General features: G+C 71.3%; 16 protein-coding genes and 1 pseudogene. 7 read left to right on the top strand and 10 right to left on the bottom strand.

Going from position 1 to position 20,392, the window contains the following annotated elements; translation table 11 throughout:
- Positions 1-26: 26 nt before the first annotated feature.
- Positions 27-2,822: a penicillin acylase family protein gene (locus tag ACIBLC_RS16130; protein WP_399211571.1), complete on the bottom strand. Its 2,796-nt coding sequence runs from the start codon at positions 2,820-2,822 to the stop codon at positions 27-29.
- A 328-nt stretch (positions 2,823-3,150) separates the two neighbouring features.
- Between ACIBLC_RS16130 and ACIBLC_RS16125 the strand changes: the two genes are divergently transcribed.
- From ACIBLC_RS16125 to ACIBLC_RS16115, 3 genes are all read left to right on the top strand, one after another.
- Entirely contained in the window at positions 3,151-3,756 is a 606-nt protein-coding gene (locus tag ACIBLC_RS16125) for a hypothetical protein (protein ID WP_399211570.1), read from the top strand.
- 568 nt (positions 3,757-4,324) lie between these two features.
- Positions 4,325-5,059 (top strand): 3-keto-5-aminohexanoate cleavage protein, encoded by a 735-nt coding sequence (locus ACIBLC_RS16120; RefSeq protein WP_399211569.1) that lies wholly within the window; start codon positions 4,325-4,327, stop codon positions 5,057-5,059.
- Between the two features lie 170 nt (positions 5,060-5,229).
- Positions 5,230-6,297 carry an RNA ligase (ATP) gene (locus ACIBLC_RS16115; RefSeq protein ID WP_399211568.1) on the top strand — a complete coding sequence of 356 codons (1,068 nt, stop codon included), beginning with the start codon at positions 5,230-5,232 and terminating at the stop codon, positions 6,295-6,297.
- 45 nt (positions 6,298-6,342) lie between these two features.
- Here ACIBLC_RS16115 and soxR read toward each other — a convergent pair whose 3' ends face one another.
- Positions 6,343-6,873, bottom strand: a complete 531-nt coding sequence (soxR, locus tag ACIBLC_RS16110; RefSeq protein WP_399211567.1) for a redox-sensitive transcriptional activator SoxR — start codon at positions 6,871-6,873, stop codon at positions 6,343-6,345.
- Positions 6,874-6,980: 107 nt separating this feature from the next.
- Here soxR and ACIBLC_RS16105 point away from each other — a divergent pair, with 107 nt between their 5' ends.
- A complete protein-coding gene (locus tag ACIBLC_RS16105) occupies positions 6,981-7,442 on the top strand; it encodes a MaoC family dehydratase (protein ID WP_399211566.1) in 462 nt (153 codons plus the stop codon).
- 79 nt (positions 7,443-7,521) lie between these two features.
- Here ACIBLC_RS16105 and ACIBLC_RS16100 read toward each other — a convergent pair whose 3' ends face one another.
- From ACIBLC_RS16100 to ACIBLC_RS16090, 3 genes are all read right to left on the bottom strand, one after another.
- Complete coding sequence (locus ACIBLC_RS16100) at positions 7,522-8,148, bottom strand: TetR/AcrR family transcriptional regulator (protein WP_399211565.1); 627 nt, start codon at positions 8,146-8,148, stop codon at positions 7,522-7,524.
- 82 nt (positions 8,149-8,230) lie between these two features.
- Positions 8,231-8,518, bottom strand: coding sequence for a YiaA/YiaB family inner membrane protein (locus ACIBLC_RS16095; RefSeq protein ID WP_399211564.1), 288 nt, complete (start codon positions 8,516-8,518; stop codon positions 8,231-8,233).
- A gap of 60 nt (positions 8,519-8,578) precedes the next feature.
- Positions 8,579-9,730, bottom strand: coding sequence for an acyl-CoA dehydrogenase family protein (locus ACIBLC_RS16090; protein WP_399211563.1), 1,152 nt, complete (start codon positions 9,728-9,730; stop codon positions 8,579-8,581).
- 67 nt (positions 9,731-9,797) lie between these two features.
- Between ACIBLC_RS16090 and ACIBLC_RS16085 the strand changes: the two genes are divergently transcribed.
- The 3 genes and pseudogenes from ACIBLC_RS16085 to ACIBLC_RS16075 all read left to right on the top strand — a co-directional run bounded on the left by ACIBLC_RS16085 (position 9,798) and on the right by ACIBLC_RS16075 (position 11,949).
- Positions 9,798-10,457, top strand: coding sequence for a TetR/AcrR family transcriptional regulator (locus tag ACIBLC_RS16085; protein WP_399211562.1), 660 nt, complete (start codon positions 9,798-9,800; stop codon positions 10,455-10,457).
- 39 nt (positions 10,458-10,496) lie between these two features.
- Positions 10,497-11,060, top strand: a pseudogene (locus ACIBLC_RS16080) (ArsR/SmtB family transcription factor); the annotation flags it as partial.
- A 34-nt stretch (positions 11,061-11,094) separates the two neighbouring features.
- Positions 11,095-11,949 carry a DMT family transporter gene (locus tag ACIBLC_RS16075; RefSeq protein ID WP_399211561.1) on the top strand — a complete coding sequence of 285 codons (855 nt, stop codon included), beginning with the start codon at positions 11,095-11,097 and terminating at the stop codon, positions 11,947-11,949.
- Positions 11,950-12,482: 533 nt separating this feature from the next.
- Here the strand turns inward: ACIBLC_RS16075 and ACIBLC_RS16070 are convergent.
- From ACIBLC_RS16070 to ACIBLC_RS16050, 5 genes are all read right to left on the bottom strand, one after another.
- Positions 12,483-13,571: a Zn-dependent alcohol dehydrogenase gene (locus ACIBLC_RS16070; RefSeq protein WP_399211560.1), complete on the bottom strand. Its 1,089-nt coding sequence runs from the start codon at positions 13,569-13,571 to the stop codon at positions 12,483-12,485.
- An 11-nt stretch (positions 13,572-13,582) separates the two neighbouring features.
- The gene (locus ACIBLC_RS16065) at positions 13,583-14,971 is read right to left on the bottom strand and encodes an aldehyde dehydrogenase family protein (RefSeq protein WP_399211559.1); all 1,389 of its coding nucleotides are present in this window, start codon (positions 14,969-14,971) and stop codon (positions 13,583-13,585) included.
- 133 nt (positions 14,972-15,104) lie between these two features.
- Complete coding sequence (locus ACIBLC_RS16060; protein ID WP_399211558.1) at positions 15,105-16,337, bottom strand: MFS transporter; 1,233 nt, start codon at positions 16,335-16,337, stop codon at positions 15,105-15,107.
- 103 nt (positions 16,338-16,440) lie between these two features.
- Positions 16,441-17,862 carry a CitMHS family transporter gene (locus tag ACIBLC_RS16055; protein ID WP_399211557.1) on the bottom strand — a complete coding sequence of 474 codons (1,422 nt, stop codon included), beginning with the start codon at positions 17,860-17,862 and terminating at the stop codon, positions 16,441-16,443.
- Positions 17,863-17,999: 137 nt separating this feature from the next.
- Positions 18,000-20,312 carry a molybdopterin oxidoreductase family protein gene (locus tag ACIBLC_RS16050; protein WP_399211556.1) on the bottom strand — a complete coding sequence of 771 codons (2,313 nt, stop codon included), beginning with the start codon at positions 20,310-20,312 and terminating at the stop codon, positions 18,000-18,002.
- Positions 20,313-20,392 lie beyond the last annotated feature (80 nt).

The following is a 20,392-nucleotide window of genomic DNA, read 5'->3' as shown; positions in this document are numbered from 1 at the left end:
ACGTCGGGCCGGGCGGCGTTACACCGTCACCGGTGTGACGTGAACTCCACCACCTGCTGGAAGGTCGGACGGTTCTGCCAGCTGATGCCGTAGTGCTTGATGCCGCCGAGGGTGCGGTGGATGACCGAGTCTGCGCACCACTGGTTGCCCGCGGCGCAACTGTCGTCCCCGGGGTAGACCTGGGCCGCGGTCTTGCCGGCCGCCTCCTCGAGCGTGCTGATCAGGATGTTCCGGCAGCCGGTGAGGGTGCCGCCGCCGCAGTACTTCTGCGCGAGCCCGCCCTGCACCGACTCACCGAGCACCGCCCGGATGTCCTTGTCGACATAGCTCCACCATCCGTACTGGAAGGAGCTTCCGGCGTGCGAGCCGGTCGGGCCGTGTCCGGCCGAGGGCGCCTCGTCGATCGGAAGGTTGCTGGTGATGGCGGTGTAGAGGTCGGTGCCGAGGCCCGGTTCGAACTCGGCCTTCACCAGCAGCGGCCACCAGGCGTCCAGGATCCGGATGGCGTCGGCGTTGGCGTAGGTCTTCGAGCCGAGCGAGGTCTCCGTGCGTTTCGACCCCGCCGTCACCCAGGCGGACAGCTTGCTCACCGCCGCCGCGGCCGCCGTGTCGGTGACCGGCTGGCTGTTGACGACCTTCAGCAGGTCGGGGAGCACGTCCTCCCCTCGCAGGTCGGCGACCGAGGCGTCGGCCATCGCCTTCACCAGCGAGGATCTGGTCACGCCTCCCGCCGTCACGAGTCTCTTCACCCGGTCGTCGATGAGGTTGCCGCGATGGACGGACCCGTTGCCCCAGGGGGCCGTCGTGTAGTCCTTGGCCACCTTGTTGTTCCAGGAGATGTAGTAGTCCTGGTCGATGGAGTTGGGATGCGCGGACGCCGCGGTGTAGGTGGCGGTGTTCGTGGCCGGATTCCATCCCTGCCAGTCGTACGCGGCCTGGGCCCACACCGGGAACTCGGCGTCGATGCCGGTGGCGCGGACGGGGTTGTCGCCGCTGTTGTAGTACGCGGTGTGGGTCGAGTCCGCGTAGAACCAGTTGAAGGTGTAGTTGATGTGCTGCGTCGCGGCCTGGAAGGTCTGCGGGCTCTTCACGTAGTCCGGGTCGTTCAGCATCTGGAAGCCGATGATCGAGTCGGCCTCGTGCATGTACGAGGAGCGCAGGCTGGTGTAGGCGACCTTCTTGCCGCCGACCGTCGCGCGGTATTCCACCGGACCGTACTTGGTCCGGTAGACCTGCATGCGGTACGAGCCCGCGGCGGTGCCGTCGGCGACGGTGGGCACCCAGGCGTTGGTCTGCTCGATCTTGTCCATGGCCGTGCAGGTGCCGTGGTAGAGGTAGTGGTAGTCGTCCTGGCAGAGCTCGACGGCGTACGTGTCGATGATGTCCTGGCCGGAGGTCGTGGCGCTCCAGGAGTAGTCCTGGCCCCGGCCGAGTTCGACGTAGAAGCTCAGCCCGGCGAACGAGGCACCGCGGGCGCTGAGCCCCGGGCCCTGGATCTCCTGGAGCATGAGGAGCTGCGGCGCGAAGTAGCCGGTCTGGGGGCCGAAGACGGCTACCGGATGGCCGCTCGCCGTGTGGTCGCCGCTCACCACCAGGGCGTTGGACATGCCCTTCCTGGCCGAGGAGAGGGCGGTGCCGGCCGCCGCGGCCGAGGTGCTGGTGGCGGTCGTGGTGGCCGCGCTGCCCGTACGGTCGTAGACGAGCGGTTCCTGAGCCACCGTGCCCGCGTCGGGCAGTGCCTGGCCCTGCGCGACGGCGGGTTTCGTCGCGTACGGGAAGCTCTGGCCGTCGTGCAGGGTGAGGGCGGCCTCGGGGTCGTTGCGCTCGCGGAAGGACTCCCAGACCTTGGTGCCCTCCGTCACGCCGTACTTGGACTGTGCGGCGAGCAGCGAGATGGCGTTGTTGACCTCGCCGCCGCCTCCGGAGCCGAACAGGGCGCCGATGACGGAGGCCAGCGCGACCAGGTCGGTGAGCTTGAAGTGCTCGATGGTCCCGGCGTTGGTGATGGAGTCCTTGTGGCCCGTCAGTACGTACTCACCGGGGAAGTAGCGGCCGCTGTCGGACGCGTCGATGTAGGCGTTGACGCCGGCGAGGTAGGCGTTGACGTCGGCGAGCGCCTGCTGGCCGCGGGCGCCGTTGTTGGTGGTGACGCTGTCGATCTGGGCCTGGAGTTCGGCCTCGCTGTAGGGCGCGGTGCGCCAGAACTGCTGCTCAAGGGCCTGGTTGGAGGGGTCGCCGCCCGCGAAGGGGGTCAGCTTGCCGCGTCCTACGTGCCGGAACACGTCCATGAGCCACAGCCGGTCCTGTGCGGCGGCGTACCCGGCGCCGAACTCGGTGCCGTAGCGGGTGGTGCCGGTGATGTGCGGGACGCCGGTCTTCTTGTCACGGACGATCGTGACGTCGGTGCGTCCGGCGGGCTTCGTGGTCGACTCGACCTGGTCCGCGGCGACACCGAAGGAGGAGTCGTTGAAGAAGTCGTTGATCTTGGCGTCGGTGAGCGCGGAGTAGCCCGAGGCCAGGTTGGCGTAGGGACCGAGCTGGTCCTCGGCGTGCGCGGGCTGGGAGCCGAAGACCTGGTTGAGCAGGATCTGGGCGAGGGTGGCGTTGCCGTTCTCACCCGGCGGCAGGATGTCGGAGCACTGACTGCCGCAGTAGTCGTTGGCGGCCGCCGCGGTGACCGCCGTACCCGCGGCTGACGCTTGGGTAAGGGGAGTCAAAAGGCCGGCAATGAGCAGGCATACAGATGTGGCCTTCAGGAACTTGGGCAATCTGCGGGGAGTTCTCAGTCTGTCCAGGATGGTGCGTGGGGTGCGCCGTGACATGGCAGCTCCTCGCGACGGGGGGTGGGGCCGGACGTTACCGCCGGTATCCCCGAGTTTGAAGATGAACATGCGTCACTTTTTGGGATCGGGTACTCGAGGTGAGGTCCCGTTCCTCGGCGCTTCGCCCGCCGGGACATCCGACAGGCGGAGAACAGGCAGCTCACAGTGCGCGGAGGGAGTTTATGAGGGGTTCGGCGGATGGCTTATGGGAGGTCATCGGAAATCGGATGGAGCCGAATCGCTTGTCGATACGTCTATTCGGCGAAGTCCGTACGACGACGCCGAAGTGACCGAAGTACAGGTACAGGTGTGACGGAGGTGCAGGGCGATGGCCGGTTTCCGGAGTCTGGCGAGACAGGTGCGAGATCCGCGGAGTGATCTGGCACTGCGGCGCTACTCACTGCGCAAGTGCCTTGAGAGGTTCGCCCCTTACGGGCATCGAGCGACCTGGGACCACTTGAGCTCGCGGGCCGGGTTCGGTCCCGAGGACCGCTCCCCCGACCCGGCGCGGCTCGTGGCCGCACTGGACGAACTGGAGGAGGCCCGCTCGGTCTGGCTCGCCTATGAGGTCGGGTTCGCCGAGCGGCGCAAGAAGGAAAAGCACGACGGGCTGCGCAGGCCGGGCAGCGTGGACGACTGGCACCGGCTGACCTGGGGCGGCTTCGGGGTCGCGTGGTGCGACGACCCGCGGGTCCACCCCCATGAATCGCTGGCCGAGGTGCTGCGCCGGCTGATCGCCGCGTTGGAGCGCGAGCCGGGCGCGGTGTGCCCGGTGTGCGCGGGTGAGCGCCTCGACTGGAAGTACGACCTGGCCCACGAACCGTCGTCGGGTCCTGTCTGCAGCCGCTGCGGAATCGTAGTGCCGCGGCCCGTTCTCACCCCGGAGGCGCTGGCGGAGGCCCGGCGCGGACGGCGGCTGCTCGTCTCGGCGTGAGAGCGCCACGGAAATCGGGTACGGCCGGTGAGCCGTCCACCGCGACCGACCCGAGGCCGGGCGCGCGGTGCGGGAACGCCGCGCGACAGGGACGCGTGACGCACTCCCCGCGCCCTTGCCGGGCGCCCATCGGCCGGGTGGGGTCGTCGGTGGGGGGTGCGGGTTGTCAGCGGCGCGTGGCCGGTTGTCGAGGGTAGGTGGTGGGGCGGTGGCGCGGGCCTGTCACAAACGGTGGCTGCTTAGTCGTCAGCGGTAGGCGCTGGGGGTAGCGGCGTGTGCGCGGTCGTCGGGCGGTGACTGGCCCGTGAGCGCCGGGGCGGCGGCGTGTGCGCGGCCGACGGCGGCGGCGGTCCGTTGTGCGTGGCGGAAGTGCCTGGCCGTCGGCGGCAGGTACCGGGGGCGGTGGCGCGACCGGTCGTCGGGCGGCGACTGGCCCGAAGGCGCCGGGGGGCGGTGGCGCGGGCCCGATCGTCGGGCGGTGACCGGCCCGTAGGCGCCGAGGCAGGGGTGCGTGTGCCGTTGTCGGTGGCAGGGGCTCGTTGTCAGTGGGGGGTGTCACTATCGGGGCATGGTGCAGGTCTGTCTGAACGGAGCTCGGGGCGCCGGTGACGGTGTCGCCGTGCCGCTGTCGCCCGGCTCGATGGCGGCGTCCGCGGGCGAGGCTGTCGCGGCCGGCGCGTCGGACATCCATGTTCATCCCAAGTCGCCCTGTGGGCACGACACGTTGTCGCCCACGGCGGTGACGCCGACACTCGAGGCGATACGGGCACGGGTGGGCGTCCCGGTCGGCGTGACCACCGGCGCCTGGGCCGAGCCGGATCCCGCGGCGCGCGTGGCACGCGTCCGCTCCTGGACGGTGCTGCCCGACCACGCCTCGGTCAACTGGCACGAGCCGGGCGCCGAGGAGGTCGCCGCCGCGCTCCTCGACCGCGGGATCGGTGTGGAGGCGGGCATCTGGTCCGGCACGGACGGCGCCGCGCGGTTCGCGGTGTCGCCGCTCGGGCCACGGGTGCTGCGGGTGCTGGCCGAGGTGCTGGACACCTCGGCCGACACGGCGGAGGAGTCGGCCCGCGCCCTGCTCGCCGACCTGGGCTCCGCCCACGGCCGCCCCGTCCTGCTGCACGGCATGGACGGCGGCACCTGGCCGGTGCTTCGCCTCGCGGGGCGGCAGGGCCTCGCCACCCGGATCGGCCTGGAGGACACCCTGCTGCTGCCGGACGGCGAACGGGCCGTTTCCAACGGCCAGTTGGTGACGGAAGGGCTCGTCCAGTACCGGCAGGGGCGGGACCGGCGGTCGCCGTAGCGCGGGAAGCCACCTCGCCGGAGCCTGCGCCGAACCCCGTGTCCGCGCCCGCTCGACGGCGAAGCCGAAGCCGAGAAACGCTACCAGCCATGAATCCGCTCGTTCCAGCCCTTTCCCGCCCGGAGACTTGGGGACGATGAGACACAGCTGAGGAACCGTAGGAGTGCCCGATGTCGACACTGCGCGTCACCGCCGAAGTACTGACCATCCATGAGCATCCGAACGCCGACGCACTCGAACTGGCCCAGGTCGGCCTGTATCGGGCGGTGGTCGCCAAGGGCGCCTACCGCACCGGCGAGCGGGCCCTCTACATCCCGGAGCAGTCCGTGCTGCCGGCCGGGCTGATCGAGGAACTGGGCCTGACCGGGCGGCTCGCGGGGAGCGGCGCGGACCGGGTCAAGGCCGTACGGCTGCGCGGTGAGCTGTCACAGGGCATCGTCTGTCTCCCGAAGGCGCTGGCGGACGTCGACCTGGCCAAGGCCGCCGAGGACGGGACCGACTTCGCGGAAGCGCTCGGCATCGTCAAATGGGTACCGCCGATCCCGCCCACCATGAGCGGTGACGTCGAGTCCGCGCCCGACCTGCTGCCCTGGGTCGACATCGAGAACATCCAGCGGTATCCGGACATCTTCGCGCCGGGCGAGCCGGTCGTCCTGACCGAGAAGCTGCACGGCTCGGCCTGCCTGCTCACGTACCTCGTGGACGAGGGCCGCGTCCAGGTCTCCTCCAAGGGCTTCGGCGCCAAGTCCCTTGCCCTCAAGGAAGATCCACGCAACCTGTACTGGCGGGCACTGCTCGGCCACGGCGTTCCCGAGGCCGCGGCCCGGCTCGCCGAGCGGCTCGGCGCGCGCCGGGTCGGCGTCTTCGGCGAGGTGTACGGGGCAGGCGTGCAGGACCTGGCGTACGGTGCCGACGGCCGCCGGGAGACACTCGGTTACGCCGTGTTCGACGTCTCCGCCGACATCGACGGCGAGGTCCGCTGGCTCGACGCGGCGACGCTGCTGGAGGGCGAACTGCCGCTGGTTCCCAGGCTGTTCGAGGGTCCGTACGACATCGATCGCGTCCTGGAGATCGCCTCGGGCCGGGAGACGGTCTCCGGGCGCGGGCTGCACCTGCGCGAGGGGGTGGTCGTACGCCCGTCCACCGAGCGGTACAGCCCGGTGACGGGCGGCCGGGCCATCGCGAAGGCGATCAGTCCCGCCTATCTCACGCGGAAAGGCGGCACGGAGTACGAGTAGGGGAACCTCGGACGACGAGGGGTCGTACGGAGCCCGGGGCGCGAGTCATCGGCAGTCCTCGGGCTCCTTGCGCGGCGCGGCGGGGAGTGCGGCCCGCTTGTCCCGCTTCTCGGCCGGGCGGGCTCGTTCCGCCAGCAGGCGGGAACCGGTGAGGCGGTCGCCGAAGACGTCGTCCGGGTTGGAGAGCACGCAGTTCTCCAGGGACAGGCAACCGCAGCCGATGCAGTCCGTCAGGTGGTCCCGTAGGCGGCTCAACTGCTTGATGCGCTCGTCGAGTTCGAAGCGCCAGGCCTCCGACAGGCGGGCCCAGTCCTCCCTGGTCGGGGTGCGCTCCTCCGGGAGTTCGGCGAGCGCCTCGCGGATGGTGGCGAGCGGGATACCGACACGCTGGGCGGCCCGCACGAAGGCGACACGGCGCAGCGCGTCACGGTGGTAGCGGCGCTGGTTGCCGGTCGTGCGGCGGCTGGTGATGAGGCCCTTGGACTCGTAGAAGTGCAGGGCGGAGACGGCGGCGCCACTGCGGGCCGACAGCTGTCCGACGGTCAGCTCGTGGATCTTCTCAGGGATCTGGGGCACCCCTCCAACCCTACCCACCCCGCCACCCGTGGGGTCCGTTGACATCCGGTCCGCGCCCGACCATGCTAAGCAGTCGCTTAGACATTCACACGCGGGAGGCAAGGGACATGGCAGAGCCGAGGATCTTCGAGTCCGCCGACGAGCTGAAGGCCGCGGTGGGCGAGCAGTTGGGACACAGCGACTGGCTGGAGATCGACCAGAAGCGGATCGACCTGTTCGCGGACGCCACGGGTGACCACCAGTGGATCCATGTGGACCCGGAGAAGGCCGCCACGGGCCCCTTCGGCACGACCATCGCGCACGGTTACCTCACGCTTTCGCTGCTTCCCACGCTGGTGCCGCAGGTGCTGCGCGTCGACGGTATGAAGATGGGCGTCAACTACGGGACCAACAAGGTCCGTTTCCCCGCGCCCGTCCCGGTGGGCTCGCGGCTGCGCGCCACCGCCGTCCTCACGGAGGTCACCGAGGCGGGTGGCGGGGTGCAGGTCACGGCGGCGGTGACGGTCGAACGCGAGGGCGGCGACAAGCCGGTGTGCGTGGCGGAGTCGGTGTCCCGCTACTACTTCTGAGCGCCTCCGCCGGATCCACGGCGGCCCGGCGGGCCGAATTCACGGCGCCCGGCGGCCCGGACCCGCGGCGGCCCCGTGGCTACCGCTTGGCCCCCACCATCCGCAGTACGAGGTCGGCGTAGAGTGCGCCGACCTCGTCGGGGGTCCGGGGTCCGTCGACGTTGAACCAGCGCGCCACGTCGATGCAGAGCGAGAGCACGGCGAGGGTGGTGCCCGGCACGTCCGGCACGTCGAACTCGCCCGCCGCGACGCCGTCCTGGATGATGCCGCGCACGGCCGCGTCACTCTGCCTGCGCAGGGCCACGATCTCCGCACGGGCCTCGGGACCGAGCGCGTCGAGCTCGTACTGCACGACCCGCGCGGTGGTGTGCTGCGCGGCGTGCCACCGCACGAAGGACCGCACGGCGTCCGCGAGCCGTTCCCCGGCGCTGTCGTCACGCTCCGCGGCGGTCCGCAGGATGTCGATCGCCTTGTCGTGCCCGATCCGGCTGATCCGGTGGAGCAGCTCTTCCTTGGTCTTGTAGTGGATGTACAGCGCGGCCGGGCTCATGCCCGCGCGGCCCGCGATGTCCCGGGTGGTCGTCGCGTGGTACCCGCGCTCGGCGAAGGCCTCCACGGCGGCGACGAGCAGCCGCCGAGCCGCGTCCGGGGTGACCTCGGCCCACGGCTGCCTCTCGCCGCCGGCCGTCTCCTCCGCCGTACTCATCGCTGGTTCGCCCCTTCCACTGGCAGGGGGACACCATACCTCTGAACCTGAGCGAGCGCTTAGAGTGCCCGCTCAGCGCGGATCAGAGCTTTTCGAAGGGGTCGTGTTCGGCGAGCAGCTTCTCCAGTCTCGCCTGGTCGACCCGGCTGACGATCTGCCCGGCCTCCTGCCGGTCCCGGATCACCTTCGCCAGCGTGAAGGACGAGGTCACCAGATAGAGGACGGCGATGCCCATGAAGGAACGCACCCAGGCGTCGGCGTCCAGTTTGAAGATGCCGATGGCGGTCGCGACGATGGCGACCGCGAAAGAGATGACCGCCTGGCCGTAGAAGGCGGCGGTGGACTGCTGCTTGACCGGTGTCTCACTCATGGGATCCAGCGTGCGCCGTGGGCCGCGGGACCGTATCCGCCCAGATACTCAGACACGTACTCAGAAAGCGGAGACCCCGGTCAGCGCCCGCCCGATGACCAGTTTCTGGATCTGGCTGGTGCCCTCGTAGAGGGTCATCACGCGGGCGTCGCGCAGCAGCTTGCCCACCGGGTACTCGTCGATGTAGCCGTAACCGCCGAAGACCTGGAGGGCGTTGTTCGCGGCGCGCACGGCGGCCTCCGAGGCGAACAGCTTGGCCTTCGAGGACTCGGTGGCGAACGGCAGCCCGCGGTCGACGAGATCGGCGACGCGCCAGGTCAGCAGGCGTGCCGCGTCCACGTCGACGGCGATGTCGCTGAGCAGTTCCTGCACCAGCTGGTGACGGGCGATGGTCTTGCCGAACTGCTCCCGCTCGGTCGCGTACGTCACCGCCGCGTCCAGCGCCGCCTGGGCTATGCCGACACAGCCCGCGGCCACCGACATCCGCCCCTTGGCGAGCGCGGACATGGCGACGGCGAAGCCCTTGCCCTCGGGCGCCAGCATCGCGGAGGCGGGAACGCGCACGTCCTGGAGCACCAGCTCGGCGGTGGCCTGTCCGCGCAGGCCGAGCTTGCCGTGGATGGCCCGGCGGGACAGACCCGGAGTGTCGGTCGGCACGAGGAAGGCGGAGACACCCTTGTGGCCCGGGGCGTCGGTCGACCGGGCGAAGAGGAGGACCACGTCGGCCCAGGTGCCGTTGGTGATGAACATCTTGGTGCCGTTGATGACGTAGTCATCGCCCTCGCGGGCGGCCCTCGCCGACAGGTTGCCCGCGTCGGAGCCGGTGCCGGGCTCGGTGAGACCGAAGCACCCGACGTACTCGCCCGAGGTCAGTCCCGGCAGCCACCGCCGCTTCTGCTCCTCGCTCCCCCAGTGCGCGACCGACTTGGCGACCAGGCCCAGTGAGACGGAGACGATGCCGCGCACCGAGGAGTCGCCGCGGCCCAGCTCCTCGGTCACCAGGCAGTACGCGAGATGGTCGCCGCCGCTGCCGCCGTACTCCTCGTCGATCGTGAGCCCGAGGAAGCCGACCTCGCCGAGCTTCTTCACGATCGACCGGTCGACGTTCTCCGCGCGGTCCCACTCGACGACATGGGGGGCGATCTCGCGCTCCACGAAGTCCCTGGCGAGCCGCCGCACGGCGGTCTGCTCCTCGCTGAGTCCCAGGTCCATGCCGAGTCACCCCATGACGTTTTAATTAGCACTGCTAGTTTACAAGCGCAGCCCTACTATGTGCGCCATGGCCCGACCGCGCAAGCCCCTCCTCAGCACCGGCCGCATCGTCGACACGGCACGTGCGCTGGTGGACGCCGAGGGCCTGGCGGCCGTCTCGACCCGGCGGCTCGCGGCCGAGCTGGGGGTGAGCGGCCCGTCCCTCTACAACCACTTCGCGACCAAGGACCAGATCCTGGAGGCGGTCGCCGACTCGGTCAGCGCACAGGTCGACCTGTCGATGTTCGAGGACGGCCGTGAGTGGCGTACCGCGCTGCACGACTGGGCCGTGTCCTACCGGGCGGCGCTGCGCGACCACCCGAACATCGTGCCGGTGCTCGCGCGGGGGCCGGGGCGGCGGCCCGCCGGGCTCCGGCTCGCGGACGCCGTCTTCGGCGCGATGGTCGAGGCGGGCTGGCCGGCGTCCCAGGCCACGTCCATCGGCGCGCTGATGCGCTACTTCGTGATGGGCTCCGCCCTCGGCTCCTTCGCCGGTGGCTTCGTCGACGACGCCACCGCGTACGACCCCGCCGACTACCCCCACCTCGGGCAGGCGCACCTGCTCGCGGAGCACCAGGAGAAGATCGACGAGCGGGCTTTCGAGACCGGGCTCAGGGCGTTGCTCGACGGGTTGACGTCGCAGTTCGAGGGGCTGCGGCGGGAGGACCCGGACACCCTTCCCGCCTGAGCTTCCACCTTTCGGCGGGCGCCGAAGTGTTCCCGGCGCATGCTGGGTGGCATGACGAGAGCGAAGGACCCGGTGGGACCGGGGCTCGCGGCGCTGGCGGGGCTGATCGCCGACGAGACGCGGGCCGTTTTTCTGCTGGCGTTGCTCGACGGGCGGGCGTGGACCGCGGGGGAACTCGCGCGGCATGCCGCGGTCGCCGCGTCGACCGCCAGTGAGCACCTCGGCAAGCTCGTCGCCGGCGGTCTGCTCACCGAGGAGCGACAGGGCCGGCACCGCTACGTACGGCTGGCCGGCACCGGTGTCGCGCAGCTCGTCGAGGATCTCGCCGCCCAGGTCGCGCCGAGCGCCGCGAAGCGGCCGCGCACCCTGCGGGCGGCAGGCGCCGGATCGGCCATGGCGCGCGGCCGCACCTGCTACGACCATCTCGCCGGACGCCTCGGCATCGCCCTCACCGACGCCCTGACCAGCCGCGGGCTCCTCCGCCAGGACACCGGTTTCGCGCTCACGGACGCCGGGCTCCACTGGTTCGACACCGTGGGCATCGGCCTCGACCGCACCGGACGTCGTCCCCTCACCCGGGCCTGCCTCGACTGGACCGACCGATCCGCGCGCCGCGGCCGCCGTAACCGTCACCGTCGTGCTCTGGGCCTCGGCCTTCGTCTCGATCCGCAGCGCGGGTTCGGCGTACTCGCCGGGTGCGCTCGCGCTCGGCCGGCTGCTGGCGGGAGCCGTCACGCTGGGCGCCATCTGCCTTGTACGGAGGGTGGGTTGGCCACCGCGTGCGGCCTGGCGGGGGATCGCCGTGTCCGGAGTGCTCTGGTTCGGCGTCTACATGGTCGCCCTCAACTGGGGCGAGCAGCAGGTGGACGCGGGTACGGCGGCGCTGGTCGTGAACATCGGCCCGATCCTCATCGCCCTGCTCGGGTCCCGGCTTCTCGGTGAGGCCATGCCGCCGAGGCTGCTCGCGGGGATGGCGGTGTCGTTCGCGGGGGCGGTCGCCGTGGGCCTCTCGATGTCCGGCAAGGGCGGTTCCTCGGTGCTCGGAGTCGTCCTGTGCCTGCTCGCGGCCGTCACCTACGCGGCCGGGGTCGTCGCCCAGAAGCCGGTCCTCGGCGTGGCTAGCCCGCTCCAGGCCACGACCTTCGGCTGCCTCATCGGGGCGGTGGCGTGCCTGCCGTTCGCGGGGCAGCTCGTGCACGACGCGGCCGACGCGCCGGTGTCCGCGACGCTCAACATGCTTTACCTGGGCGTGTTTCCGACCGCGCTCGCGTTCACGACGTGGGCGTACGCGCTGGCCCGTACGACGGCGGGCCGGATGGGCGCGACCACGTACGCGGTGCCCGCACTGGTGGTGCTGATGTCCTGGCTGTTCCTGGGCGAGGTCCCGGGACTTCTGACGCTCGCCGGCGGGCTGCTGTGCCTGGCCGGGGTGGCGGTGTCCCGCTCCCGGCCGAGGGCCGCCGCGACGGAGCCGACGCCGGAACGGGCCTGAGACCGGAACGGCGGCGCCCGGGGGCCGGGGCTCGGGGCGGACCGGGCTGCTCTGGGGACTTGTGCTCGGGCCGCACCCGGCCGCTCTGGAGGCCTGCGCTCGGGCCGCACCAGGCGCCCTGGAGGCTTGTGGTCAGGCTGACCAGGCGCCCTGAGGCTTGTGGTCAGACCCGGCGCGCGCGGGCGAGCACGTCCGCACGGCCCTCGCGTGGTGTCCGCGCCGCGCCGGACCTCACCCCGCCACGCCCGGTGGCAGATACCCGGATCCGGCCGCTCCGGGGGCTGCCGCCCAGCAGACCGAAGTCCGCCATCGCAGGGGTGCTCCCGGACCCCAACACGCCACCCCGGGGGCTGCGCTCAGACTCGAACCCACCACCCCGAGGGCCTGCGCCCAGGCCCAAACCCGCCACGCCTGCTGACCGGGTCCCGACCTCCCACCCGGGTTCGGACCGCGACCCCCAACCGGGGCCGGACCCCGCCCCCACCCAGGATCGAACCCAGCCCCACCCGGGGTCGGGACCCCGGCCCCCACCCCTAGAACACCACCAGCGCCCGCCCGCCCTTCCCCGCCACCATGTTCTCGAACGCTCCCGGGATTCCCTCCAGGTCGATGCGCTCCGTCACCAGCATTCCCAGGTCCAGGCGTCCCGCCCGTACGTGCTCGGCCAGTACGGGCAGGTCGCGTGCCGGGTCGGAGTTGCCGAAGACGCAGCCGGAGAGTGTCCGGCCCCAGTGGAAGATCTCCAGAGCGTTGAAGGTGACCTGCTGGTCCTTGCCGCCGATGCCGACGACGGTGGTGCGGCCGCCGCGCCGGGTGGATTCCCAGGCGGTGCGGATGGTGACGGCCCGGCCGACGCACTCGACGGCCACGTCGACGCCCTGTTTGCCGGTGAGGGCGCGGATCTCACGGGCGGTGGTGTCGGAGGCGACGACGTAGTCGGTGGCGCCCGCCTCGCGGGCGAGGGACTCCTTGGCGGGTGAGACGTCCACCGCGACGATTTTCGAGGCGCCCGCGATCCGGGCGGCCTGGAGCGCCGAGAGTCCGACCCCGCCGACCCCGAACACCGCGACGGTCTCCCCCTGTTGAACCCGGGCGGAGTGGTGGACGGCACCGTATCCGGTGAGGACCGCGCACCCGAGGAGCGCGGCGTCGATGAGGGGCACGCCGTCCGGTACGGGGAGTACGCAGCCGGCGGCCACGACGGTCTCCTCGGCGAACGCGGCGACGTTCAGCCCGGGGTGCAGGTCACTGCCGTCGGAGGCGCGCCGCGCGTAGACGTCACCCGCGCCGCTCAGCGCGTTGGCGCACAGCCACACCTCGCCCAGCGTGCAGGCGTGGCAGTTTCCGCAGGACGGCGCCCAGTTGAGGACGACCTCGTCACCGGGCGCGAGGTGCGTGACGCCCTCCCCGACGGAGACGACGAACCCGGCGCCCTCGTGGCCGAGGACTGCGGGAACGGGCACCCGCATGGTGCCGTCGGACAGGGAGAGGTCGGAGTGGCAGACCCCGGCGGCGGCGAGCCGTACGCGGACCTGTCCGGGACCGGGTTCCGGCAGGTCGATCTCGGCGAGCTCCAGAGGAGCGCCTACGGCGGGAAGTACGGCGGCGCGAACCACGTGCATGCTCCTCGGGCCTAGAACTGGAAGGACTTGGTCTGGAGGTACTCGGACAGCCCGTGCGAGCCGAGCTCGCGCCCGACCCCCGACTGCTTGTAACCCCCGAACGGGGCAAGGGGGTTGAAGCGCCCCCCGTTGATGTCGACCTGCCCGGTGTCGAGCCGTCGCGCGAACGCCACCGCCTCCGACTCCTCGGCCGCCCAGACGGCACCCGAGAGCCCGTACACCGTGCCGTTGGCGATCCGGACGGCGTCCTCCTCGTCCTCGTACCGGATGATCGACAGCACCGGCCCGAAGATCTCCTCCTGGGCGATCGTCATGTCGGGTGTGACGTCGGCGAAGACGGTCGGGCTGACGAAGTACCCCTGCTCGCGCGGGGATTCGGGCCCGCCGGCGACCAGGCGGGCGCCTTCCGCGACGCCCTTCTCGATGTAACCCCGCACCCGTGAAGCCTGCTTGGCGTTGACGACCGGGCCGATGCGGTCGCCGTACTTCACCGCGGCCGCGGCGGCCAGTTCGACGGCCTGCTCGTACTGCGAGGTGTGCACCAGCATGCGGGTCCAGGCGCTGCACGTCTGGCCGGAGTTGGACATCACGTTGGCGACGCCGACGTTGACGGCCTTGGCGAGGTCGGCGCTCGGCAGGATGACGTTGGCGGACTTGCCGCCGAGTTCGAGGGCGACGCGTTTGACCGCCGCGCCGGCCACCGCGCCTATCTGCTTGCCGACCGCCGTGGAGCCGGTGAAGGAGACCAGGTCCACGTCCGGATGTTCGGCGAGGGCCTGGCCGGCGATCCGGCCGAGGCCGGTGACGAGGTTGAAGACCCCGGCCGGGAAGCCCGCTTCGGCCACCGCCTCGGCGAAGAGCTGGGCGGTCAGCGGGGTGTCCTCGGCGGGCTTGAGCACCACCGTGCAGCCGGCGGCCAGCGCCGGGGCGACCTTGGCGACGATCTGGTGCAGCGGGTAGTTCCAGGGCGTGATCGCGCCGACCACACCGACGGGTTCCTGGTAGACGGTCGAGTTGCCGACCTTCTCCTCGAAGGCGTGGGTCGCCGCCAGTTCGGCGTACGAACCCGCGACCAGGACCGGCACGCCCGCATGCACCGCCTGCGAGAACGGCAGCGGCGAGCCGAGTTCGGCCGTGACCGTCTCGGCCACCTCGTCCTTGCGCGCGACGAGGACGTCACGAAGGGCGGCCAGCTTCGCGGCGCGCTCGGCGGGCGGCGTCGCGGCCCAGCCGGGGAAGGCGGCACGGGCGGCCCGTACGGCGTGGTCGACGTCCGCGGCGGTCCCCGCGGGGACTCGGCCGACCACCTGCTCGTCGACCGGGTTCACGACCTCGATCGTGTCCGCGCCGACGGCGGGAAGCCATTCGCCGCCGATGTACATGCCGTCGTGAGCTTTCATTCCCTGTTCCTCCTGGGCGGGGCAGCGTCGGCCGCCCCTAAACTAGCGATGTTAGTTTTCTGGCGCCAGGGTGCGGAGCAGCAGGAAGTCACCGACTCGGGGGAACACGGGCCGCCTCGCCGGTCCGCGTGAGTCAGATGTCGCTCCTACGGCGCGAGGGAACCCGGCGGCGCAGGGGCTCACCAGGTCCCGGGGCGGCCGGTCCGGCGGGTGACCGCAGCGCGATCCCCGAGGACACCAGCAGCAGCGCGCCCAGCATCACGAAGGGCGCGGCCACCCCGGCGACTCCGGCGACCAGGCCCGCGGCGGCCGGCGCGGCGACCTGGCCGAGCCGGTTGCCGGTCAGCCGGAGGGCGAGGGCCGTGGAGCGGGCGCCGTCGGGGGCGGCCTGGACCACCGTCGTCATGGAAAGCGGCTGCCCGACGCCGAGGCAGAACCCGAGCACCAGGAGTATCGCGGCCAGCGCCCGGACCGGCACCGGCAGTGCGATGCCCGCGCACAGCACGCCCGCCGCCAGACAGGTCGAGGTGAGCAGCGCGGTCCGGCCGAGCAGTCGCAGCATCGGCGTCATCACCAGTCGGCAGGCGATCGTCGCCGCCGCGCGCAGGCTCAGCAGCAGGCCGACCACGGACGGCGCGATACCGCGGTGTTCACCGACGACCGGCAGGTACGCCGTGAGAATGTCCGTCGCGGACAGCACGGCGAGGCTGATGAAGATGCCCGCGGGAACGCCCCGGGTGCGCAGTATCCGGTGCACGGGAACGCGGTCGCCCTGTGCCGTACGGGACTTGGCCGGCGCACGGTGTTCGATGCGCCACAGCGAGGTGAACGAGACGGCGGCCACCGCGCCGGCCACGAGCAGGGCCAGGGCGCTGGTGCCCGCCATGTCGGGACCGCCGATGAGGAAGCCCGCGGCGATCGGACCGGCCAACTGGCCGAGGGAGGCGCCGATCGTGAAGTGGCCGAAGTTGCGGTCCTGTTCGTGCGGCGCGGACTGCCGGGCGACGATCGACTGGGCGCCGATGACGAAACAGAGGTGTCCCAGGCCCATCACCCCGCTCCAGGCCGCCATCTCCGTAAGGGAGTTCGCCCTGCCGCTGAGGGCGCAGCCGCCCGCGATGAGCACCACACCGGCGGGCAGCAGCGGGGCACAACGCGCGTGGTCGGTACGGCGGCCCAGCGGTACCGCGACGAACAGGGGCAGCAGGGCGTACACGCCCGCGATCACGCCGATCGCGCGCTCGTCGGCACCGAGGGCGAGGGCCCGGTAGGAGACGGCGGGCCGCGCCATCGACACCGCCCCCTGCGCGAAGCCGAAGGCGATGACGAGTCGCAGCAACCAGCCGCGGTTTCCACCGGGCCCCACAGTGATCCTCCATCCGAAGACGAGTGACGGTCATCCGCGCGTCGGCGTCTGCGGCGTCGGCGTCCCTCGCCGTGATGTCCGTCGCGTCGGCGTCCGTCAGGCGTCAGATGATCCCGAACAGGATTCCCGCGCCCAGCACCACCAGGGAGGTGAGCGCCGCCCACTTCACCACGAACCTGGTGTGGTCGCCGAACTCGACCTTGGCCATGCCGACGAGGACGTAGACGGCGGGGACCAGCGGGCTCGACATGTGCAGGGGCTGGCCGACGAGGGAGGCGCGGGCGATCTCCAGGGACGAGACCCCGTGTGCGTGGCCGGCTTCGGCGAGGACGGGGAGGATGCCGAAGTAGAAGCCGTCGTTCGACATGAAGTACGTGAGCGGGATGCTCAGGACGCCGGTGACGAAGGCCATGTGGGGGCCCATGCCGTCGGGGATGTTGGAGACCAGCCAGTCGGCCATGTGGTCGACCATGCCGGTGCCCTGGAGGACGCCGGTGAAGACGGCGGCGGCGAAGACCATGCCGGAGACGTTGAGGACGTTCTCGGCGTGGGCGCCGAGGCGGGCCTTCTGGTCGGGCATGTGGGGGAAGTTGACGGTGAGCGCGAGGGCGGCGCCGAGCAGGAACAGCACCGGAATCGGCAGCCACTCCATGATCATGGCGGTGAGCAGGACGAGCGTGAGCAGCGCGTTGAACCAGTAGAGCTTGGGGCGCAGGGTGGCCCGATTGGGGTCGAGGACGGCGAAGCCGTCGTCCTCCTCGGGGTCCTCGGCGTCCGCGTCCGTGCCGGAGCCCGAACCACCTGTGCCCGCACCCTTCTTGGCCAGATCCACAGGGCCGCCGGTACCGGCCCCGGCACCGACCAGCACCGTCTCCGGCTCCTGCGGCTCCAGCACCTCGTCCAGCGTCAGCACGCCCAGCCGCGCGCGCTCGCGGCGGCCTAGGACGTACGAGAGGACGAAAACGCCGAGGAGACCGACCGCGAGTGCCGGGATCATCGGGATGAAGATGTCGCTGGCGTTGAGCTTGAGGGCGGTCGCGGCCCGGGCGGTCGGGCCTCCCCAGGGCAGGGTGTTCATCACGCCGTTGGCCATGGCGGCGACGCCGGTCATCACGACGAGGCTCATCTTGAGGCGCTTGTAGAGCGGGTACATGGCCGAGACCGTGATCATGAAGGTGGTGGAGCCGTCGCCGTCCAGGGAGACGATCGCGGCGAGCACGGCCGTACCGACCACGATGCGCAGCGGATCGGCCTTGCAGAACTTCAGGATGCCGCGCACGATCGGGTCGAAGAGCCCGACGTCGATCATCACTCCGAAGTAGACGATCGCGAACATGAGCATCGCCGCGGTGGGGGCCAGGCTGGTGACGCCGTCGATGACGTAGTCACCGAGCTTGCCGCCCTTGCCGACGAACACACAGAAGAGCGCCGGGATCAGCACGAGCGCCGCGATCGGCGACATTTTTTTCAGCATGATCAGGACCAGGAAGGTCGCGATCATGGTGAAGCCGAGGATGGTCAGCATGAGTGGATACCTAACGTCGTTCGCCCTTGAACTCCCACCTGGGGCGGCGGTGCGAGTGACGTTAGGTCGGCCACACAAGTCTTAACAAGACGTTGACACGCGAGCAATAAGCGCAAAACTCCAGGTCACAGCTTTGCTCAGCTCACAGGGGTCAGCTCCACCGGTACGCCGTTCAGAACGGCGGTCCCCGACAGGGGGTCCAGGAGGCTGCCGTCGAGGAGCTGGTTGACGTTGACTCCGGGGTCGAGCGAGGCGTGGCTCATCCGGGTGCCGGGGCGGTCGTGTCCCCATCCGTGCGGCAGGCTCACCACTCCCCGCCGTACGGAGTCGGTGACTTCGGCGGGTGCGGTCACCTCTCCCCCGGCGCCCTTGACGCGGACGGCCGCCCCGTCGGTGAGCCCGAGGAGCTCGGCGTCCTCGGGGTGGATGTGCAGGGTGCAGCGGTTGGAGCCGCCGGTGAGTGCGGGCACGTTGTGCATCCAGCTGTTGTTGGAGCGCAGGTGGCGGCGGCCGACGAGGACGAGGGCGGAGGGGCGTTCACGCAGCGCGTCCCGCAGCCGGGGAAGGTCGTCGGCGATCGGTCCGGGCAGCAGCTCGATCTTCCCGCTGCGGGTCTTCAGGGGCGCGGGCAGCCGCGACCGCAGGGGGCCGAGATCGATGCCGTGCGGGTGCGCGAGCAGTTTCTCCAGGGTCAGCCCGTCGGGTCGTACGCCGAAACCGTCGCCGTACGGACCGAGGCGCAGCATCATGTCGAGCCGTCGCTCGGGGCCGTTGCCGCCGGTGAGCTGTGCGGCGAGTTCCTTCGGGTCGCGGCCGTGCACCGGGGAGTGTGCCTCGGTGACGGACTTGCCGAGGGTGCTGCCGATGACCATGGTGTCCACGGCGTCCGGGTCGGTGCCGTGCATGCCGGTGGCGGCCAGGGTCAGCCGCGCGAGGATCTCGGTCTCGGCCAGGCGGCCCGGCTCCAGCGGGACGGCGGCGGGGGTGTAGCGGACCTGGTTGTGTACGGCCAGGGTGTTGAAGGCGAAGTCGTGGTGGGCGCTCCGCGAGGGCGGGGGCGGCGGGAGCACGACGTGTGCGTGACGTGAGGTCTCGTTCAGGTACGGGTCGACGCTGACCATGAAGTCCAGCGAGCCCAGGGCCTTGTCGAGGCGGTCGCCGTCGGGTGCGGAGAGGACGGGGTTGGCGGCCACGGCGATGACCGCGCGGATCGGTTCGCCCTGTTCGGTGGCGGTGTCGATCTCCTCGGCGAGGGCGGCGAGCGGCAGTTCGCCCTTGGCTTCGGGGTGCCGGCTCACCCGTGAGTGCCAGCGTCCGAGCGCGAAGCCGCGGCCGGGTCCCGCGGGCCGGGGTGTCCTGTCGGTGGCGGCCTGCGGGAAGAGCGCCCCGCCGGGCCGGTCGAGGTTGCCGGTGAGGATGTTGAGGACGTCGACGAGCCAGCTCGCCAGGGTGCCGTGCGGCACGGTGCAGCTGCCGATGCGGCCGTAGACGGCGGCGGTGGGCGCGGCGGCGAGTTCACGGGCGAGCGCCCTGATCGTGTCGGCGGGAACGTCGCACGCCTCGGCGGCGGCTTCGGGGCTGAAGTCCCGTACGGCGTCGGCGAGGGCGTCGGTGTCCTGGACGTGCGGGGCGAGGTCGCCGAGCGCGACGAGCTTCTCCTCGAAGAGGACGTTCGCCATGGCGGCGAGGAGCAGCGCGTCCGTTCCCGGGCGGATCGCCACGTGACGGTCGGCGAGTCTGGCCGTACGGGTCCGCCGCGGGTCGATGACGGTCAGGGTGCCGCCGCGTGCCCGCAGCGCCTTGAGCTTGCCGGGGAAGTCGGGGGCGGTGCACAGGCTGCCGTTGGATTCCACCGGGTTGGCGCCGATGAGCAGGAGGTGGTCGGTGTGGTCCAGGTCGGGCACCGGGATCGCGTTGGCGTCGCCGTAAAGCAGTCCGCACGACACGTGTTTGGGCATCTGGTCGACCGTGGAGGCGGTGAAGACGCTGCGGGTGCCGAGGCCGGTGAGCAGGACGGGCGGGTAGAGGGCGCCGGCCATGGTGTGCACGTTCGGGTTGCCGAGGACCACGCCGACGGCGTTCGGACCGTGGCGCTCGACGACGGGCCGGAGCCCGGCGGCCACCGCGTCGAAGGCCTCCTCCCAGGTGGCTTCGCGCAGTTCGCCGTCCTTGCGGACGAGGGGGGCGCGCAGCCGGTCCGGGTCCGCGTCGGCGGCGCCGAAGGAGGCGCCCTTCGGGCAGATGAACCCCTTGCTGAGCACGTCGTCGCGGTCGCCCCGGGCGCCGGTCACCCGGGTGCCCTCGATGGTGAGCGTCAGCCCGCAGGTGGCTTCGCAGAGGGGGCAGATCCGCAGGGCGGTGCGGGCGTCGGGGGTGGTGCCGGTGGTGCGGGACACGAGGTCCTCCCGGGAGGCGGTGGCAGCGTTGGCACACGGACTGACGCCGAGCATACCGACCGGTATGCATGGAGGGGAGGGGGTGCCGGGGGTGAGGTCGGAAATCCGCGGGCGGCGCTCCCGCCGTACGGCGG

The sequence above is a fragment of the Streptomyces sp. NPDC050535 genome, from assembly GCF_044457665.1.
In the GTDB taxonomy this organism is placed as follows: Bacteria; Actinomycetota; Actinomycetes; order Streptomycetales; family Streptomycetaceae; genus Streptomyces.
This window is presented reverse-complemented; position numbering and strand designations above follow the sequence as displayed.

Excerpts from the sequence above, each read along its gene's own strand:
- ACIBLC_RS16065 (WP_399211559.1), bottom strand. The coding sequence starts at position 14,971 with ATGAAAGCTCACGACGGCATGTACATCGGCGGCGAATGGCTTCCCGCC.
- ACIBLC_RS16085 (WP_399211562.1), top strand. The coding sequence starts at position 9,798 with ATGGCCCGACCGCGCAAGCCCCTCCTCAGCACCGGCCGCATCGTCGAC.
- ACIBLC_RS16125 (WP_399211570.1), top strand. The coding sequence starts at position 3,151 with ATGGCCGGTTTCCGGAGTCTGGCGAGACAGGTGCGAGATCCGCGGAGT.
- ACIBLC_RS16100 (WP_399211565.1), bottom strand. The coding sequence starts at position 8,148 with ATGAGTACGGCGGAGGAGACGGCCGGCGGCGAGAGGCAGCCGTGGGCC.
- ACIBLC_RS16090 (WP_399211563.1), bottom strand. The coding sequence starts at position 9,730 with ATGGACCTGGGACTCAGCGAGGAGCAGACCGCCGTGCGGCGGCTCGCC.
- ACIBLC_RS16115 (WP_399211568.1), top strand. The coding sequence starts at position 5,230 with ATGTCGACACTGCGCGTCACCGCCGAAGTACTGACCATCCATGAGCAT.
- ACIBLC_RS16070 (WP_399211560.1), bottom strand. The coding sequence starts at position 13,571 with ATGCACGTGGTTCGCGCCGCCGTACTTCCCGCCGTAGGCGCTCCTCTG.
- ACIBLC_RS16095 (WP_399211564.1), bottom strand. The coding sequence starts at position 8,518 with ATGAGTGAGACACCGGTCAAGCAGCAGTCCACCGCCGCCTTCTACGGC.
- ACIBLC_RS16120 (WP_399211569.1), top strand. The coding sequence starts at position 4,325 with ATGGTGCAGGTCTGTCTGAACGGAGCTCGGGGCGCCGGTGACGGTGTC.
- ACIBLC_RS16050 (WP_399211556.1), bottom strand. The coding sequence starts at position 20,312 with ATGCTCGGCGTCAGTCCGTGTGCCAACGCTGCCACCGCCTCCCGGGAG.
- ACIBLC_RS16130 (WP_399211571.1), bottom strand. The coding sequence starts at position 2,822 with ATGTCACGGCGCACCCCACGCACCATCCTGGACAGACTGAGAACTCCC.
- ACIBLC_RS16055 (WP_399211557.1), bottom strand. The coding sequence starts at position 17,862 with ATGCTGACCATCCTCGGCTTCACCATGATCGCGACCTTCCTGGTCCTG.
- ACIBLC_RS16105 (WP_399211566.1), top strand. The coding sequence starts at position 6,981 with ATGGCAGAGCCGAGGATCTTCGAGTCCGCCGACGAGCTGAAGGCCGCG.